The 17577-nt window shown below is 46.4% G+C and carries 13 protein-coding genes; 2 read left to right on the top strand and 11 right to left on the bottom strand.

Annotation, left to right across the window (positions count from 1 at the left end):
- Positions 1–260 precede the first annotated feature (260 nt).
- The 5 genes from DXA36_RS28745 to DXA36_RS28725 form a co-directional block, all read right to left on the bottom strand.
- Positions 261–1010: a ThuA domain-containing protein gene (locus DXA36_RS28745; protein WP_118682710.1), complete on the bottom strand. Its 750-nt coding sequence runs from the start codon at positions 1008–1010 to the stop codon at positions 261–263.
- 4 nt (positions 1011–1014) lie between these two features.
- Complete coding sequence (locus DXA36_RS28740) at positions 1015–1848, bottom strand: carbohydrate ABC transporter permease (RefSeq protein WP_118682709.1); 834 nt, start codon at positions 1846–1848, stop codon at positions 1015–1017.
- A gap of 4 nt (positions 1849–1852) precedes the next feature.
- Positions 1853–2719: a carbohydrate ABC transporter permease gene (locus tag DXA36_RS28735; protein WP_118682708.1), complete on the bottom strand. Its 867-nt coding sequence runs from the start codon at positions 2717–2719 to the stop codon at positions 1853–1855.
- Between the two features lie 26 nt (positions 2720–2745).
- On the bottom strand, positions 2746–4080 hold the full coding sequence (locus DXA36_RS28730) for an ABC transporter substrate-binding protein (RefSeq protein ID WP_118682707.1): 1335 nt from the start codon (positions 4078–4080) through the stop codon (positions 2746–2748).
- 245 nt (positions 4081–4325) lie between these two features.
- Complete coding sequence (locus DXA36_RS28725) at positions 4326–6164, bottom strand: cache domain-containing sensor histidine kinase (protein ID WP_118682706.1); 1839 nt, start codon at positions 6162–6164, stop codon at positions 4326–4328.
- A gap of 189 nt (positions 6165–6353) precedes the next feature.
- On the opposite strand from DXA36_RS28725, the gene DXA36_RS28720 reads away from it, so the two are divergent.
- Positions 6354–7901 carry a response regulator gene (locus tag DXA36_RS28720; RefSeq protein WP_118682705.1) on the top strand — a complete coding sequence of 516 codons (1548 nt, stop codon included), beginning with the start codon at positions 6354–6356 and terminating at the stop codon, positions 7899–7901.
- Positions 7902–7956: 55 nt separating this feature from the next.
- Here the strand turns inward: DXA36_RS28720 and DXA36_RS28715 are convergent, their stop codons facing one another.
- The 5 genes from DXA36_RS28715 to DXA36_RS28695 form a co-directional block, all read right to left on the bottom strand.
- Positions 7957–9180 (bottom strand): MFS transporter, encoded by a 1224-nt coding sequence (locus DXA36_RS28715; RefSeq protein ID WP_118682704.1) that lies wholly within the window; start codon positions 9178–9180, stop codon positions 7957–7959.
- A 2-nt stretch (positions 9181–9182) separates the two neighbouring features.
- Positions 9183–10220: a Gfo/Idh/MocA family protein gene (locus tag DXA36_RS28710; RefSeq protein ID WP_118682703.1), complete on the bottom strand. Its 1038-nt coding sequence runs from the start codon at positions 10218–10220 to the stop codon at positions 9183–9185.
- 131 nt (positions 10221–10351) lie between these two features.
- On the bottom strand, positions 10352–12970 hold the full coding sequence (locus DXA36_RS28705; RefSeq protein WP_118682702.1) for a calcium-translocating P-type ATPase, PMCA-type: 2619 nt from the start codon (positions 12968–12970) through the stop codon (positions 10352–10354).
- A gap of 1 nt (position 12971) precedes the next feature.
- Positions 12972–13565: a TetR/AcrR family transcriptional regulator gene (locus DXA36_RS28700; RefSeq protein ID WP_118682701.1), complete on the bottom strand. Its 594-nt coding sequence runs from the start codon at positions 13563–13565 to the stop codon at positions 12972–12974.
- A gap of 351 nt (positions 13566–13916) precedes the next feature.
- Positions 13917–14150, bottom strand: coding sequence for a sporulation initiation factor Spo0A C-terminal domain-containing protein (locus DXA36_RS28695; protein WP_118682700.1), 234 nt, complete (start codon positions 14148–14150; stop codon positions 13917–13919).
- Between the two features lie 155 nt (positions 14151–14305).
- Here DXA36_RS28695 and DXA36_RS28690 point away from each other — a divergent pair, with 155 nt between their 5' ends.
- On the top strand, positions 14306–14620 hold the full coding sequence (locus DXA36_RS28690; protein ID WP_118682712.1) for a helix-turn-helix domain-containing protein: 315 nt from the start codon (positions 14306–14308) through the stop codon (positions 14618–14620).
- A 107-nt stretch (positions 14621–14727) separates the two neighbouring features.
- Here the strand turns inward: DXA36_RS28690 and DXA36_RS28685 are convergent, their stop codons facing one another.
- Positions 14728–17526 (bottom strand): cation-translocating P-type ATPase, encoded by a 2799-nt coding sequence (locus tag DXA36_RS28685; protein WP_118682699.1) that lies wholly within the window; start codon positions 17524–17526, stop codon positions 14728–14730.
- Positions 17527–17577 lie beyond the last annotated feature (51 nt).

Here is a 17577-nt window from a genome sequence, read left to right as displayed (position 1 = left end):
GCGTCAAGTGTGTCAGATGAGGCTGACACACTTGACCGGTCTCATCTCCATGGCCTGAGAGGAGCTGGTGAACATTCCTTTTCCGTCCCGGGGACACCACTCTGCCAGCGGGCGGAAGGCCATTTTGCTCCTGCGAAGTTTGAATGTATTATTTTTATGAAACAGGCAGGAACTGCATTTTTATGCAATCACTGCCTATTTTCTTCAAAACCTCATTTAAAAACATCCCTTTTTTCCATATTTGCAGAATCCGTGTTCCTTTATTTTTTTGCCAGATTTTTAATATCCTCCAAGGCCCTTACTTCTCCCCGTAAAGTTATCTCAGGCCCTTTCACCGGTTTCAGCCAATGCACCGCATTACGGATTATCTTCTGGATTTCCTTGTTATAATACACTGGAAATTCCTCATGCCCGGGAGCCAGGAAAAAGATTTTCCCTGCGCCCTTATGCCAGCTGACACCACTTCTTAATACATCTCCGCCTTCATACCAGCTGATAAAAATAATCTCGTCCGGAGTTGGCATACCATACGGTTCACCATACATTTCACTGACAGGGATTTCCACATATTCTTTTTCCATCCCTTCCACTATCTGGTGGCTTCGATTTACCACCCACATTCTCTCCATCTCCCCCACTTCCCGGTATTTTCCCACATCGGAGCTTTCTCCCAAAAGCCGCTTGGCCGGTTTTGATCCCATACTGGCATGGAGCAGAAGAAGTCCCATCCCCTGGAGAACTGCCTGGGTAACCCGCGCGGCCGCTTCCTCCGATACCTGTTCATCATACAGATGGCTCCACCAAACCAGTACATCCGTGTGATCAATTATTTCCTTGGAAAGGCCATTTTCGGGCATGGAAAGGCAGCATTCCCTTATCTCCAAATCGGCTTCTTCCCCCAGGAATCCGGCAATATAATGATTGATATCTTCCGGATATAAGGCGATTGCCCTGGGCTCCAGCCCTGCGTCCAGTCCTTCACTCCATACGGTAACTCTGATTTTCTCCATTTTTCTACCCTTTCAAGGCCCCGGAGGCCATACCTGCAATTATATATTTCTGCATGCCTATATAAAGAATCAATATCGGCATTAAAGTAAGAACTATGACTGCGCATATCTTACCCCAGTCCTGGCTCAAAAATCCCCAATAGTTATAAACAGTTAGAATCATTCCCCATTTTCTGGAACTGTTAAGTATATAAAGCGGGGTTATAAAATCATTCCAGGAGCTGATAAAGGTTAGAGTCGATGCCGTTATAGTAATTGGACGCAACAGAGGAAAAATTACCTGAAAAAACACCCTTCCCGTCCCAGCCCCATCAATTATACTGGCTTCATCCAGTTCAATAGGGATATTGGACATAAAATTATAAAAAAGAAAGGAGGCAAACGGAATTCCCATAGCCACATACACAATAATGATTCCTGCATATGTCCCGCTCAGATGTACCCGTTTAAGTACCTGCAGAGTTGTAATATAATTCATAGGAGCTATCAACCCTGCAAAAAACAGGTAGAACACAGCCTTATGCAGTTTCGTTCTTCTCCGATGTATAACAAAAGCCGCCATAGCACTTATGGTAATACAAAAAATAACGCACAATCCGGAAAGAAGAATACTGTTAAAAAAAGCTCTCAGCATATTTCCTTCTTCTATTACAATCCGGTAATTATCCCAAATCCACCCTTCTTTGGGCAGGCTTAGAGACATAGACACGGCTTCCCTCTCGTTTTTAAAGGAATTAAGAAGGATTACCGCGAAGGGAATCAGGACCACCAGGCTGAATATCCATCCGATGGCAGCGGAAAGAAAGCTGTTTTGTTTCTTTTTTTGGCTCCTGGTCATAGTATCATCCCTCCTTCGGCGCAATAATTTTCAGCGTTGCAAGCGCGATAAGCGTGGTTACTATAAAAATGAAAGTAGAAAGAGCATTGGATAGCCCGTAAGCTCCCATTCCATAGGTTTTAAATACAAATGTGTTAATAACCTGTGTACTGTTCCCCGGCCCTCCATTGGTAAGAGACATAACAATATCAAATACTTTAAGGCCATGAATAGTATTAAGTATCAGGTTGATAGTAATTGACGGAAGCAGAAACGGAAGTGTAATATAGCGGAATAATGCAATTTTTCCCGCTCCATCCAACTGTGCCGCTTCATAATAATCTTTATCAATCATCTGCAGGCCCGCCAGAAAAATAACCATATTTAATCCAATAGACTTCCATACCTCCACAGCGATAACAGCTCCTAATGCCGTATGTTTATTGGTTAACCATCCGCGAGCCAGGGCTTCCAGCCCCATCCCGCCCAGAATGGTATTAAGTACGCCGTCCGGTGCCAGGATAGAGGTAAAAACTATACCGATAATCAAAGAAGAAATAGCGAACGGCATGAAGTATATGCCCCGTAATATCTGCTGAGTCTTAAATGGCCTGTTAAAGAACAGAGCAAGAGACAGCCCAAATACAATTTTTCCAAATGTGGCAAACACCGTAAAGACGAACGTATTTTTTATCGCCAGCAAATAACTGTTTTTAGGATTAAATATTTCAATATAATTGCGCAGTCCCACAAATTTAATCTCTGAGGACATGGAATTCCAGTTCGTAAAGGAAAAACCAATCCCTACCACTACAGGAAGGATAAAAAAGACGCAATAAACAAACAGTGCCGGTGACAAAAACCAGGTTTTATAGATTTTCTTTTTATACATCAGGCCGTCCCTTCCTTTATCTCCTGCTACTGAGTCACACCGAACATGGTAGCTCTGTCATTATCTATCTGTGCAATGACTTCCTCCGGCGTTTTATCACCGATAAACATTTCAATGTATGCTTTGCCAATGGGATCTGCACTATAGAATGGAATAGATGCGGCAAAATCAGGCCCTGTTACATTATCACATGCCTCCATGATCGAATTCCAGAGAACATTTTCATTCAGCGTAACGTCCGCAAAGGCGCAGTTGGGAGAACCTGATGAGTCATACAAATACTGTACATTCTCTTTCCTTGCTACAAATTCAAAGTACTGCAGCGCTTCATCGATATGCTTTGATTCTTTATTAATGACACGCGCCAGATTACCGCCGTTATTGGAAAACGTATTATTACCTGCCAGAGGAATGAGTCCCATTTTCCACTGATCCGCGCCGATTTCCGGATATTTCCTCCACAGATCCTCCGCCGCTCCTATATTGGTTACCATCATACCGAATTCTCCGCTTGCCATTTTTTCACTTCTATCTGCCCATGTATAGGACAGCCAATCTTCTTCTTCACCAAAATATCCTGCCTGTACAAGCTGGTTAAGCTGTTCGGTAAAGGTAAGCAGTTCCGGATAATCCGCAAATTTGCCTTCCGGTGTACTCAGTTTTTCATACATATCCGGATATTTCCTGTTCAAATAGTCACCCATCTGGAGCACCCATACGCAGCCGTGCCATGCATCCGCACCGGGTTCAAAAATAGGTGTGATCCCCATGTCCATATAGATATCACAAAGCGCAACCAGTTCCTCAAAGGTAGTGGGGATATCTTTTCCTGTCTTTTCCAGAAGATCCATATTATAAAGGAAACCATAGCCATCAATAGAACTGGTATTTAAAAATACCACCTTGCCTTCATAGGTACAGCATTCCTTTCCCCATTCCGTATATCTGGATACCCATTCCTGCCCGGAAAGGTCGTACGCATATTTATCCGGCGAATATTCCAGAAGACCTCTGCCCGTATTCGCATAGAAAATATCAACACCTTCTCCTGATGCCAGCTTCGCCTTTACAATATTTGTGTATTGATCATTAGGATTCAGCTGGAAATCGATTTTAATACCCGTTTCCGCAGTGAACTCCTCCGCAACCTTCCTGTCCCAATCCTTAATCCAATCCTGTGCGGCAGCTACCGTCAATGTAACATCACTTTTCGCTTCTTCCGCTTCCGATTCTGCCCCTGACGCATTTCCTGTCGCTGTCTGTGTGCCCTCCCCGCTGCTTTCGGTCTGTCCGCATCCGGCCAGAGTCCCTGCAGCAATGATGCCTGCCATTAAAATTGCCGTTCCTTTCTTCCCCATCATAATACAAACCTCCTTTTCTTTTTCATTCCCGCGGGCAATGAGCCGAACGGATGCACGCGTGCATCCACTTGGCAACTGCAACGAGGGTCAGACACCTCGTCAGCTTGCTGCGGGATATCTGACTCCGTTTCCCTCAAGGTGAGTTCAGTATACAAGGCAGAAAGCAAATGTGGAATGCACAAAACAAACCGGAACAGGTGGATAATATTTTCCCTTATATCACTGCTCCCGATCCCCAGAACAGCCTATATCTCTGCTTTTTCCGGCAAAAACTGTAAAAGGCCACCTATTATAACTTCCGCTCCATTTACCGGCAGATTTTTCATGTGAAAGGTAAGATTATTTTTATAAAAGAAACGCATACGCAGATAGATATTCAAAAGCCCCATACCATCCATCGTAAGCTGTGGTACATTTCCGGTTTTCTCTATATTTTGTATTTTTTCTCTCATTTCATTTAGCTTTTCCTCCGGGAATCCCGAACCGTTATCTCTTACGGATACATACCATTTTTCCTCATCCTTCCAGGCCCTGATTTCTATTTTCCAGACAGGAATATTGTCAGTAGCGTATTTTACCGCATTTTCTACTAAAGGTTGTATAACTAGTTTGGGAATCTTCAGACCAAACATTTCCTTAGGTACCCTGCTGTCAAAAAGAATATCTTCCATATACCGCATCTTAATAATATCAATATAATTACATGTATGTTCCCATTCTGCTTCCAGCTTCACCGGCTTCAGGGATTCACTGGATATATACGACAGCATATCTGAAAGGTTTCGGCAGGCCCATCTTACGTTTTCCTTTTCCCCGTTATCTGCCATAATACTGATTACCGTTAGCGTATTATACAAAAAGTGCGGATTCATCTGCGCCTGAAGTGCAAGCATCCTGGAATGTATCTCCATATTCTTAGCCGATACCGTCTCTTCCAGCGATTCATGCAGTCGCACCACCATCATATTGAATACATCATTCAACTGTTCCAGTTCGTTTACTCCAGAATTAATATGAAATTGACTTCCGGTACTCAGATTTTCCAGGGTAAGGGACTGTACGGAATGATAAAGTTTATTGATAGGAACGGTATAAATGCGCGACATATACATAGAGAACACAGCGCTTCCCATAAGAAGAAGAAAACCTAAAAATAAAATTTGCCATAGCAGTTTCCGAATAGGCTCCATCAGTATACTTCTCGGCATGATAAGCATGACTCTCCATTCTGAAAAATCACATACCGCTTCAAAAACAAACTCCCTGCTACCCGTTGCCGGATTTTTCCTCAGTATATTATGGTTTCCATCCGTTTCCAATGTATCGGCAACCGAACCGTAATATTCCAGCAAACTGTAATCCAAATTCCGAGGATATACAAGTCCTCCGTCTTTATCCAGTATCACTACCATCCTCTTTTCTCCGCTGCCGTCCTTTATGTAAGCGGTGGATTTCACAATGGTATCTATGGTATCATAAGCCACCTGGATTTCCACCACACCGCTTACCTTTCCTCCTATCAGTTGTCCGAATCCTCTGCAAAGGGATATTACCTGAGCCGGATAACTGTTCAACTCACTCTCATGTGTAGCTACAATATGAAGCTTACCATCCTTTTCCACCGCCCTGTCCAGCCAGGAAATCCCTTCCATCTGGCTTTGGGTCAGTTCCGTATAATTATATTCCTGCCCAAAGGTAACACGGTGCCCTGACAAATCCAATATATTCATCTGATAAAAGGGAAGCTTTGGGCCTGTAATAGAATACATAAGCTGATTAAACCGGTTGGTAAGCCGGTATGTCGTCACCGCATCAGGACTCGTTGGCAAATCGGTCAAAAACAGACGTCTTACTTCATTGGAGAATACAATTTTTTCCGACAGAAGGCTGTTCTGTCTCAGTTCGTCATCCAGCCTTTCCCCGATATTCCCGGAAAGCTGCAACATGGAAGAGGTAACCTCATCCTTCATGAGAACGTATGTCTGCATAATATATACCGCAATAAAAACAGTAATCACCACTGCAAGACCTGCTGCAAATGCATAAAACATATTCCTCTGAATCGAATTTGTTTTTTTCCTCATACCCTATCCTCCAAATATAACCGCCTGATTTTTTTTACTACACATTTATATCACAATCAAGTATGTATTATTATGTATAATTAAGCAATATTTTTTCAGTTTCATTTGTATATAATCACGGATTATGTTATACTTTCCAATAAATTTACTATATATGTGTATTTATTATTATTCAGGAGGTCTCACAGCATGTCCGGTTATTACCGCGTTATACTGGCTGAAGATGAACCACGTATCCTACAGTTCATGGAAAAGAAAATAAAAGAACTGGATCCCCGTTTTGAAATTGCAGCAACTGCAAGAAACGGAATGGATGCCCTGGCTTTGGCAGAGGAAATACGCCCACAGGTTCTTTTTTCCGATGTTAAAATGCCCGTTATGGACGGCCTTACGCTTCTTTCCCGCATGAAAGAAACCTGTCCTGAAACCAAATGTATTATAGTAAGCGGTTACAGGGATTTTGATTATGTCAGAGAAGCGTTACGTATGGACGCTGTGGATTATCTTCTTAAACCCATAACAGACCACGAACTGGCACGTATTCTGAAATCACTGGCCAGGGAGTTTGATGATGCCTCTCAGGAGGAAGAAGCCTACACGATAGCTTCTGCCGTTTCTAACAAACTGGATACGGAACAGGCTTCCCATTTTTCTCCCGGGATACAATTCCGGATGCTTCTTCTGTGTATCGGCCCCCTGATGAACAATGCCTCCCAGATTTCCCATTCCCGGATATATATGAACATATGGAAAAAAATTGATTTGCAATCGCTCCTTGAGCAAAATCAAATTGTATGGAAACGAAAGTGGGTTTGTTATGGCTGGAGTGTAAACCAAAAATATATTGTATGGGATAGTCAGGAAAAAGTACCTGCCGAAACAGCTCTTTCCGGTTTTCTGAAAACCACCGGAGAATACACAAATGGATATCCTGTAAATCTGTGTATCCTGCCCGGTGAGGTTACTATCCATCAACTGCACCAGGGAGCACTCATGCTGCAGGAAACCCTGAACCGCACCCTTGTTATCGGTAAAAGCAATCTGATCAAAGAGGAGGAATGCGGTATATCCCATACCTTTTCCCAGCTATTACCCCCAATACAGCTGCAGCTTCTTAAAAACCTGATTGCCAGCAACCGCCGGGAAGATATCCGCAGATGGATTAATGAACTTCTGAGCACCTGGGAAGAGCAACAATATCCCCAGAAAGTAATCGAAAATGGCCTCCGGCAGCTTCTTCGCGCTTTTATTTCCACCCAGTCAGAACCGGATGAGTTGAAACTCTATCTGGCAGAATATAGTATTCTTGGCAGCCTTTCTGTATGCCGCTCCTTCCCTGATATATACACGGATATCAGGGAAGGCGCGGAACAACTACTGGATCAGGAAAATTCTCTTAAGGATTATTCTGCCAGAACCGCAGATGATATGGAAACCTATATCCGTCAACATTATACAGAAGATATTTCCCTGGAGTCCATGGCTGATATGATAGGCTTTAATCCCATATATCTGAACCGTATATTTAAAAGGGAAAAGAATTCCACCCCTATACAATTTCTTATCAATCTCCGGATGGAAAGGGCCAAAGAGCTCATTCGGCAACATACCGACTGGGATTTTTCCCTGATTTCTGAAAGCATAGGATATCATGATACCCATTACTTCAGCAGAGCATTTAAAAAAGCGGAAGGAATCTCCCCTTCCGAATACCGGAGCCTTTTCCTTAAACAGTAATAAAGTAAGGCCTCCGTCCTGTTCGCCGGGACAGAGGCCTTATACAGGAAATGTTTTATATAATTTTACTGTTCGCCGGACTTTTGTCCACCGGAAATTTCCTCCATACGATCCAAAATACGATAGCCAGCGAAATCCATGGGACATACATAGCCAGGTTAAAAGATACACATCCTGCAATTTTTCCAACTAACCAGCCACAGAGCATTCCCCCCGTTGAAGTGAAAATCCCCACCAGGCTGGATACCCTTGCTGAACATTCCGGAAACCATTCACAAGAAATGGCAAAGGTCATAGGGTAGATGGCACCGGTGGAAATACCCAGCCAAAGTACTGCAGACAACCAGACGGCCGGCGTCTGTAAAAGCATCCCGAAAGCCATCGCCAGGATTCCGGAAATACTTCCTGCAAGAATAACCCTGCGGGGAGAAATTTTGTGTGACAGCCGTGCACAGATAAACCTGCTGATAACCATACCAACCCAATAAAAAGTCATACAAACCGAAGTATACTCCGGTGTATATAGAATTCTGTTTTCTGTTTGTAAATAGGTTTGAAACCAGATGCTGAAGGTATTCTGATGGCCTCCCATATAAAGAAAGCTCATAATACACAATGCCGCCATGCCTTTATAATGCATCAGGCCGGCCAGTGTTATTTCATTTCTCCCTTCTTCGCCTTTTCCAGTTTCTTCATTATCAGCAGGTTCCTTTATTATCCCCAGTATTCCGAAGTAAGCAGCACCAGTTATAAATACAAGTATGGATAACCACAGATAGGAAAATCGCCAAGTCAGGCCTGCTCTTCCAAGGAGCATAGGATACAAGGGCCCCAAAAGAGAGCCAAGGCCATAAAAGGTATGAACCATATTAATGTATCTGGCCCGTTCCTCTCCGTACAAATCTGATACAAATGCCGTAATTATCAGATTCAGGATACTGCCGAATATTCCCAAAATCACCATAAGGATTAAAAGTATCAGAAATGCAGGCATTTTGCTAATGAAAGTGAGGGTAAATCCCATCCCCATAAATACAGCACCCATCATACGGCTTTTCCTGAATCTGTCTCCCAGCCAACCGGTAACTGCCATCGCTCCCAGATTTCCAAGGCTGGTAAACACGGAAAAAAGGCCGGCCTGGGATAAAGAAAGCTGGTAATCCTGAATAATTCTGGGAAGAGCCGTACTGAACATTGTCCCGGTTACCGCAAATATAACCATAAAATAATAGGCATAGATCGTAAACAGAATTTTTTTCTTTTTCCCTTTCCGATTCATAATTACCTCAGTTCCTGTGTATAATGTCTGTAAAAATCCTGAACATCCACTGCTTTACCGCTTTGTATACTCTCAATTGCCGCAAACACAAGGGCACAGCACTGCAGGTTGTCCTCTGCTTCTGTCGCCGGTTTCTTTCCTCCCTCCAGCCACTTTACAAAATGAGAAAGAATCAGGGCATGATCCCAATATTCGCTTTCAATTAACGGAATACGGGCTGTTACGGGCATAGGATATCCTTTATCACTTTTTACTGTTACCATTTTGTGATCCGCTTCAATAGCTGCCTCCCGGCATTCTACCCTGAGGTACTCATCACTCCAGCCGTCATGGTTAACTCCATTGGCAAAGGATTCCTCCAAAACGGCACGCACTCCGTTCTCCATTTCCAGAATAACCAAGCCGCTTGGAGCATTTGACGGCCCTCCGATCCGGCAATTGGCATACACCGTTTTGGCATTACAGCCGCAAATTCCCCGAATTGTGTCCAGATTATGGATAAGCGCACCTGAAACCAGGGTTTCCGCCCTGTCTTCCCTGCGGATTTCTTTATTTCCTGCCATCACAAGCCGGCTTACTATATAATCGATTTCCCCGTATACACCGGATTTGACCAAAGCTTCCACCGTCTGCTTTTCGACTTCAAAACGGTGACTCATAGTAACAGCAAGTTTTTTTCCTGCCGCTTTGACTTTATTCCGAATACGTACACATGCTTCCATATCATTTCCAAGCGGTTTTTCACATAGAATATCCAGACCTGCTTCTAAGGCAGTATCGATTACTGCTTCATGGTATTCGGGAGGTACCACTACATTTACAAAATCAGCTTTATTTTCCTTCAATGCCTGCCGCAAATCCGTATAACATTTTTCTTTCGGAAGTCCGCCAATCACCTCTGCATTCTTTAATGCGGTTTCATTCACATCCACAGCAGCTACCAACCGGGCAAAACTGTCCACACGCGGTATAATAGTTTGCAGCCAATACGTCCCAAAACCTCCGGTTCCAACCTGAATCATTTTTTTTATTTCTGACATAACCTCTCCTCCAATTCTTTTTAACGGTAATTCCCGCTTGTACTCATTCTATCCGTACATCAGAAAGGAGTAAATGCACAAAACAAAACAGGTAAGGTGCACAAAATTACACCTTACCTGCCAGAATCACTTTATTGGTGATGCTTTATCATCCCCGCCGCTTTCGCAATTTCCAGTACAATAATAGGAATAAATGCCAGCCCCAGCGCCGTCAGGTACAGATGTGCCGGAAGGGCCGTCAGGCCGAAAACAAGGGCAAAGGGCGGAATAAAGGTGATCAGCGCAATCAGTATCAGGGAGAGCGCCGCCGCACCGTTTAAATAGGTATTGGTAAAGAAGCCGGTCTTGAAAAGAGAGTGGCTGGAACGCATGTTAAACGCATGGAACACCTGGGTGGTCGCCAATACCATAAAGGCCATGGTACGTCCGGCCTCTATGGTTCCGGTTTCCTTCCATCCAAGCCAGAAACCGAATAAGGTCAGCGCCGCAAACATAGCTCCCTGCAGTACGATCCGAATCCCCAGGCCATGGGCAAATATGCCTTCATTCTTCGGCTTCGGACTCTTTTCCATCACATCGTCAGGAACCTTTTCCATGCCCAGCGCAATAGCGGGAAGACTGTCGGTTACCAGGTTGATCCACAGAAGCTGCATAGAGAGTAGGGGGCTCTGTTTCCAGAACAGCATGGAAAGGAATACGGTTAGTACCTCTCCGATGTTGGTGCCAAGCAAAAAGGCCACCGCATGCTTGATATTTCCGTAAATACCGCGTCCTTCTTTTACGGCGGATACAATCGTCGTAAAGTTGTCATCCGTCAGTGTCATATCCGCGGCGCCCTTTGCCACATCGGTACCGGTAATTCCCATGGCACAGCCGATATCCGCGGCCTTTAAGGCCGGCGCATCGTTCACGCCGTCACCGGTCATCGCAACGATTTCCCCCTGATTCTGCCATGCCTTCACAATGCGGATTTTATCTTCCGGAGACACACGGGCATATACCGAAATATGCCGTACCTTTCCGGTCAGTTCTTCCTCGCTCATTGCCGCCAGCTGTGCGCCGGTAATCGCGTTGTCGCCTTCCTCCAGGATGCCCAGATCCCGGGCAATCGCCGAAGCGGTAACCACATGGTCGCCGGTGATCATAACAGGCTTGATACCCGCCTTCCTGCACACCGCAACCGCATCGCGTACCTCCGGGCGGGGCGGATCGATCATCCCTACCAGCCCCATAAAGGTAAGCCCGTTTTCCAGTTCTTCGATAGAAGGATTTTCAGGTACTTCTTCTATTTCCTTATACCCTACCGCCAGAACACGGAGGGCATTGGAACTCATGGTATTCACCAGCTCCTGGGCCTTATCCATATCCCCCCGGGTACAGATGGGGAGCATGGAATCGAAAGCACCCTTGGTAATGACTACATTCCTGCCATGCATTCTGCAGACCACGGTCATCAGCTTTCTGTCGGAGTCAAAAGGAAGCTCGGTAAGCCGTGGATATTCCTGAGCCAGCTTTTCCTTGGGACTTCCGTTTTTCATGGCCGCATATACAATGGAGGTTTCCGTTGGATCTCCGATATGCTGTACCTCTCCGTCCTTTTCGATTACAGAACCGTCACAGCAGAGGGCGCCGTATTCCAGAAGCTTTTTAATCTCAGGGGAATCCTGTCCGGATATGTCCGCAAGGCTGCCGCTCTGTGCATCATAGGCTTTTACCAGGGTCATACGGTTCTGGGTGAGGGTTCCTGTTTTATCGGAACAGATAACGGATGCACTTCCCAGCGTTTCCACGGCGGGCAGCCTTCTTATAATGGCATTCTGCTTCACCATCCGCTGGACCCCGATGGAAAGGACAATGGTGACGATTGCGGGAAGTCCTTCCGGGATAGCCGAAACGGCAAGGGAAACCGCCGTCATAAAAATTTCCATAACCGCCATGCCGTCAATCAGGCCGATAATAAAGATGACCGCACACACGGCAATTGCCAGAAAGCCCAGATATTTTCCAAGCTGGGCCAGTTTTTGCTGCAAAGGGGTCTGGCTGTCCGTTTCCCCTTCCAGAAGCCCTGCAATATGTCCCATTTCCGTGTTCATCCCGGTAGCCGTAACCACCGCACGTGCACGTCCGTATGCCACGCTGCAGCCGGAGTAGATCATATTCGCCCGATCTCCCAAAGGCGCTTTTTCTTCTATTTGAAGGGCGGCATTCTTTTCACTGGGAACGGATTCCCCCGTCAGTGCGGATTCTTCCGATTTCAGGCTCGCCGATTCTATCAGCCTGGCATCGGCAGGGATATTATCGCCGGCTTCCACCAGGATGATATCTCCGGGCACCACCTGCACGGCGTCAATCACGACCTCTTTGCCGTCGCGGATCACTCTTGCCCGCGGCGCCGACATGTTCTGCAGCGCTTCCATGGCTTTTTCCGCCTTGCTTTCCTGCACCATGCCCATGATGGCATTGAGGACGACAATCAGCAGAATCAGAAGAGGTTCAAAAAATTCGGACGAATCATGTCCGTTGCACGCAACCACAAATGATACCGCTGCGGCGGCGATCAGGATGAGTATCATCACATCCTTGAACTGTTCAAAAAAACGCTGCAGATTGGTTTTTTTCTTTTTGGCCCTAAGCTGGTTGGGGCCGTATTCCTGCAGGAGTTCCTGTGCCCGGGCGCTTGTAAGCCCCTCTGTCCTGCTGCTGTGCAGGCCGTTTATTACCGAGTCCAACGGTTCACTATACTGTGTCATATCATTCTCCTCCTCCCTTTTTCAGGGAACCGGCAGGCATATGCATGGCCTGCTCAATAATGGTCATTATCTGCTCCATGGAAAGAAGCTGTTTCCTGGACTGGGCCAGCAGTCCAAAAATCAGAATCCGTATGGTTTCCTCCGGATAGGCCGTCGTGAGTATTTTTTCCTTTACCCCCTGTTCAAGCAGACGGCTGATCTGCTCCTGCAGTAAATCGTTGGCATCCTGGGCAATGGAATTTCGGGAAAAGACCTCCAGCATGTTCGCCAGATTCTCTTCTTCATCTCCGGAAAACTGGTCGATCATATCCATATACAATGCCAGGAATTCCGAGGCCTTCTGATAAAAAGTGAGAGCGTCATCCGCGAGGATCCTTTCGGAAGCCTCCCGCAGCTCGGTCATTACCACGCTCACCACCTCATTCACGATCTCTTCCTTGGATTTGAAATAATAGTAGAACAGGCCTTTGGCGACTCCCACCTTATCCACGATCTGGCTGACCTGCGTATTTTTAATGCCGTTTTTGTCAAACAGCTCCCGGGCTGCCTCCACCAGTTCCGCCCGGCGTATTTCCGGTTCCTTGCTTATCCGCATCCTGTCACCTGCCTTCCGCCTTTTTGTGTATTATAACAATTGACTGACTTTTTGTAAATAGTAAGTCAATTTTATTTTCATAACTTTTTATGGATCATTTTCTCCCAAAGAATTATTTTTATCAATTAAGATTCTTTAAAGAATTCTTTTATACATTTAATAAGTTTTTTTGAATTGCGACACACTTCTGACACAATTATCCGGTATCATAAATGACAGATAGATGAACAACAGCTCACAAGTTTTGTTGAAACTATCTCCCCCCTCATAAGATAAGAAGCCTCCACATTTTGTGGAGGCTTCTTATTTTTCATGTTTTGACATTGATGATGAATGAACAGATGCAATTTTTTATCTTGTTTTTTTATCAGAAACAGCCAGTTCACCGCAGGCATAACGCAGCAGTTCGTCCGGCGTGGGGGCCTCTCCTTTTCTGGGGACCTTATTCTGCCAGGCGCCTGTAACGCCGTCATCAGGGGTATTCCGGTAGGAATAATCCAGCGCTGCCTGCATCTCCTGCTTTACTTCCTGTACACTCACTCCATATTCTTTTGCCACTTTTCGGTAAATCTTTTTTTTATTCATTGTATATTCTCCTATGGCATGTGTATATTATATGCATCTTTCTTTTACAATTATAGACGATTTAAGCGTATGTTTCAACAATATCAGACGCTATAAATATTCGAAAATCTGACTATTGTATATTATTATTATCACATGGGAGGAGGCGGATGATAATGGACGAAAAATTTATTCGTGACCGGATTACCGAACTTCGACTCCAGAAGGATGTTCCGGAAAGAAAAATGAGTGTAGATTTAGGGCACAGCACAAGTTATATTCACAGTATTGCCTCCGGCCGTGCCTTACCTTCTATGCCGGAATTCCTCTACATATGTGATTATCTGGGTGTTACTCCTATAGAATTCTTCAACGAGTCGGAGCGTACCACGCAATTGCAGCAAAGAGCAATGCAATACATACGTCAGCTGGACGAGGATGAGGCCCGGCTGATTGTAGATCTTCTGGAAAGGATAAAAAAAATAAAGTAATATTCCGTATTCCGGCAGCTGCACCCGGTTTATTAAGTTGGATGCAGTTACCGGAATACCGGTCTTTTTTTATAATATCGACAGATTCCCTCAAAAGTTAAGCCGTTTTATAACATATAATCGGAAGCTGTTTTTGCTGACAGCTTCTGTTTTCTGTTTCCTTTCCGGACAAAATCAAAGGAAAACAGGATCATCAGCTCGTGGGCCAGCAGGGGGAAGGCCGCCAGGAAGGTCAGACGCAGCCATTCCCTTAAGGACAGATGGGCCGTCCCGAAGGCCGCCGTGAGAAAAGGGATTTCTGTTACGGCAAACTGCAGGAGGAAACCAAGGACACAGGCTGCTATCATCAGCTTATTGTCAAAATGTTTCATTTTAAAAACGGATTTGCGCACATCCCTCATGCCCACCGCATGAAACAGCTGGGACATCCCCAGGACCGTAAACGCATAGGTCTGCGCCCGGTTCAATATGGCTTCATGCTGGAGCACCGTAGCAAAATTGGCTATAGTAAGAGGGATCTGTTTCTCCAGAATCACCGCATAGGGAATGGTAAAAAAGGCCGCAAGGCTGATCCCTGCAATCAGCAGGCCGTAAAAGCCGGTGCAGGCCAAACCTCCTCCCGCAAACAGGCTCTCTTTGGGATCCCGGGGCGGCCGTTTCATCAGGCTGTCGGCATCATTATTATCCACTCCGAGCGCCAGTGCCGGAAGGGAATCGGTAATCAGGTTAATCCAAAGGATATGGCTGGATTTCAGGGGAGATGCCAGGCCGCACAGAACCGCCAGGAACATGGTCATTATTTCTCCCAGGTTGGAGGAAAGAAGGAAAATGACGGATTTCTTAATATTTTCGTAAACCCCCCGCCCTTCCACAATGGCTTTTTCTATGGTAGCGAAATTATCGTCTGTGAGTATAATATCCGAAGCCTGCTTGGCCACATCCGTTCCTGTCATCCCCATGGCAATGCCGATATCCGCCGCTTTGAGGGAAGGCGCGTCGTTGACGCCGTCGCCTGTCATAGCCACAATATTCCCCTTTTCCTTAAAACCTTTTACAATACGTACCTTGTGTTCCGGGGAAACCCTGGCAAATACCCGTACCGTATCCAGTTTGTGCAGGAAACTTTCCTCATCCAGACGGGCAACCGCATCTCCGGTGAGGCACTGCTCCGGACGGTTCACTATCCCCAGCTGCTTCCCGATGGCGAAGGCGGTATCCACATGATCGCCGGTGATCATCACGGTGGATACCCCTGCATCCCGGAAACGTGCCACCGCATCGGCAGCTTCGGGACGCGCCGGATCCTTCATCCCCACCATCCCTACAAAGGTAAGCCCTTCTTCCACCGGCCCGCTGCCGCCGGCCCGCATGGCAATCGCCAGCGTACGCAGGGCCTGGGAGGACATGTTCTCCACCGCCTGTCTGATTTGCCTTCTCTGCTGCTCCGTCATGGCTGCGGTCCTGCCGTATAGCAGAATACTGCTGCATTTTTTCAGGATCTCGTCGGGCGCCCCTTTTGTATAGGTAACCGTCTGGTTTCCTCTCTGATGGAAGGTGGACATCATCTTGCGGTTGGAATCAAAAGCCAGCTCCTTTGTGCGGGGAAATTCCTTTTCCAGTTCCTCCCTGCGCATACCGAACCGGGCCGACAGGTCCAGCAGGGCCAGTTCGGTGGGATCCCCGATGCGTTCTCCCCCGTCCAGCACCCCATCGTTGCACAGAGTCATTCCTTTTAAAAATTCCCTGTGTTCTTCCTTTCCCAGATCTTTTTTCCCCAGCAGCTTCTGGTTGGTGAAGCAGCTTTCTACGGTCATTTTATTCTGGGTGAGGGTGCCGGTCTTGTCGGAGCAGACCACGCTCACCGCTCCCAGCGTTTCCACGGAAGGAAGCTTTCTGACTATGGTATGTACCTTTACCATCTTGGTCACGCTCAACGCCAGGCAGATAGTGACCACTGCCGGAAGCCCTTCCGGAACTGCGGCTACTGCCAGGGATATGGCCGTGATCAGCATTTCTATCAGATTTCTTTTCTGTACCAGTGCGATGACGAAAAGAGCCGCACAGAGAAGCAGGGACAGAATGCTCAGCAGTTTTCCCAGCTCTCCCAGCCTTTTCTGCAGCGGAGTGAGTTCTTCATGGCTTTCATTGATGAGGGAGGCGATTTTTCCGATTTCCGTATCCATACCGGTGGCGGTCACGATACCTTCTCCCCGGCCATAGGTCACTATGGTGGACATATAAGCCATATTATAGCGATCCCCCAGAGGGATATGGGTTTCCTTCCCTGCCCTTGTCTCCCTCTTCCCGGCCGCTTCCAGCCCTTTTCCCTTCCCCGCAAACTCCTCCCTGCGTGCGGGAGCCGCCCCTTTGGCAACAAAAGAAGCGTCCTTTTCAATAGGTACCGATTCCCCTGTCAGGGCCGACTCCTCCACCTTCAGGCTGCTTGTTCTGGTAAGGCGCAGATCCGCCGGGATCTGGCAGCCGGCATCCAGGCATACAATGTCCCCCACCACAAGCTGGGACGCCGGAATCTCTTTTTCCCTTCCCTCCCGGATCACATAGGCATGCGGGCTTGTCAGCTTTTTCAGGGAATCCAGGGCCTTCTGGGCTTTTCCCTCCTGTATCATGCCTACAAAAGCGTTCATCAGCACCACCACCGCAATGATCACGGCATCGCTCACTTCATGGAGCAGGAGGGATATAACAGCCGCTGCAAGAAGCACATATATCAGCGGATCATTCAGCTGTTCCAGAAAAGACTCCACCACCGTCTTTTTCCGCGGTTCCTTCAGCTCATTCTTCCCGTTCTCCTGATAACGCCTTGCGGCTTCCTTTTCCGACAGTCCTTTGTCTATATCACTGTCCAGCTGTACACATGTTTCTCTGATGCTCTTTGTCTCAAACACAATCCCACTCCTTTATCTTGTCCTGGAAAGTGACTGCACGTTTCCAACAGC

It is taken from the genome of Eisenbergiella sp. OF01-20 (assembly GCF_003478085.1).
GTDB lineage: Bacteria > Bacillota > Clostridia > Lachnospirales > Lachnospiraceae > Eisenbergiella.
Note: the sequence above shows the minus strand (reverse complement) of the source record. Positions and strands in the feature narration are given on the sequence as shown.

What these genes read in the sequence shown, in the direction of transcription:
- DXA36_RS28695 (WP_118682700.1), bottom strand. Translation starts at nt 14,150, where the DNA reads ATGAATAAAAAAAAGATTTACCGAAAAGTGGCAAAAGAATATGGAGTG.
- DXA36_RS28725 (WP_118682706.1), bottom strand. Translation starts at nt 6,164, where the DNA reads ATGAGGAAAAAAACAAATTCGATTCAGAGGAATATGTTTTATGCATTT.
- DXA36_RS28715 (WP_118682704.1), bottom strand. Translation starts at nt 9,180, where the DNA reads ATGAATCGGAAAGGGAAAAAGAAAAAAATTCTGTTTACGATCTATGCC.
- DXA36_RS28720 (WP_118682705.1), top strand. Translation starts at nt 6,354, where the DNA reads ATGTCCGGTTATTACCGCGTTATACTGGCTGAAGATGAACCACGTATC.
- DXA36_RS28705 (WP_118682702.1), bottom strand. Translation starts at nt 12,970, where the DNA reads ATGACACAGTATAGTGAACCGTTGGACTCGGTAATAAACGGCCTGCAC.
- DXA36_RS28690 (WP_118682712.1), top strand. Translation starts at nt 14,306, where the DNA reads ATGGACGAAAAATTTATTCGTGACCGGATTACCGAACTTCGACTCCAG.
- DXA36_RS28740 (WP_118682709.1), bottom strand. Translation starts at nt 1,848, where the DNA reads ATGACCAGGAGCCAAAAAAAGAAACAAAACAGCTTTCTTTCCGCTGCC.
- DXA36_RS28710 (WP_118682703.1), bottom strand. Translation starts at nt 10,220, where the DNA reads ATGTCAGAAATAAAAAAAATGATTCAGGTTGGAACCGGAGGTTTTGGG.
- DXA36_RS28730 (WP_118682707.1), bottom strand. Translation starts at nt 4,080, where the DNA reads ATGATGGGGAAGAAAGGAACGGCAATTTTAATGGCAGGCATCATTGCT.
- DXA36_RS28735 (WP_118682708.1), bottom strand. Translation starts at nt 2,719, where the DNA reads ATGTATAAAAAGAAAATCTATAAAACCTGGTTTTTGTCACCGGCACTG.
- DXA36_RS28700 (WP_118682701.1), bottom strand. Translation starts at nt 13,565, where the DNA reads ATGCGGATAAGCAAGGAACCGGAAATACGCCGGGCGGAACTGGTGGAG.
- DXA36_RS28745 (WP_118682710.1), bottom strand. Translation starts at nt 1,010, where the DNA reads ATGGAGAAAATCAGAGTTACCGTATGGAGTGAAGGACTGGACGCAGGG.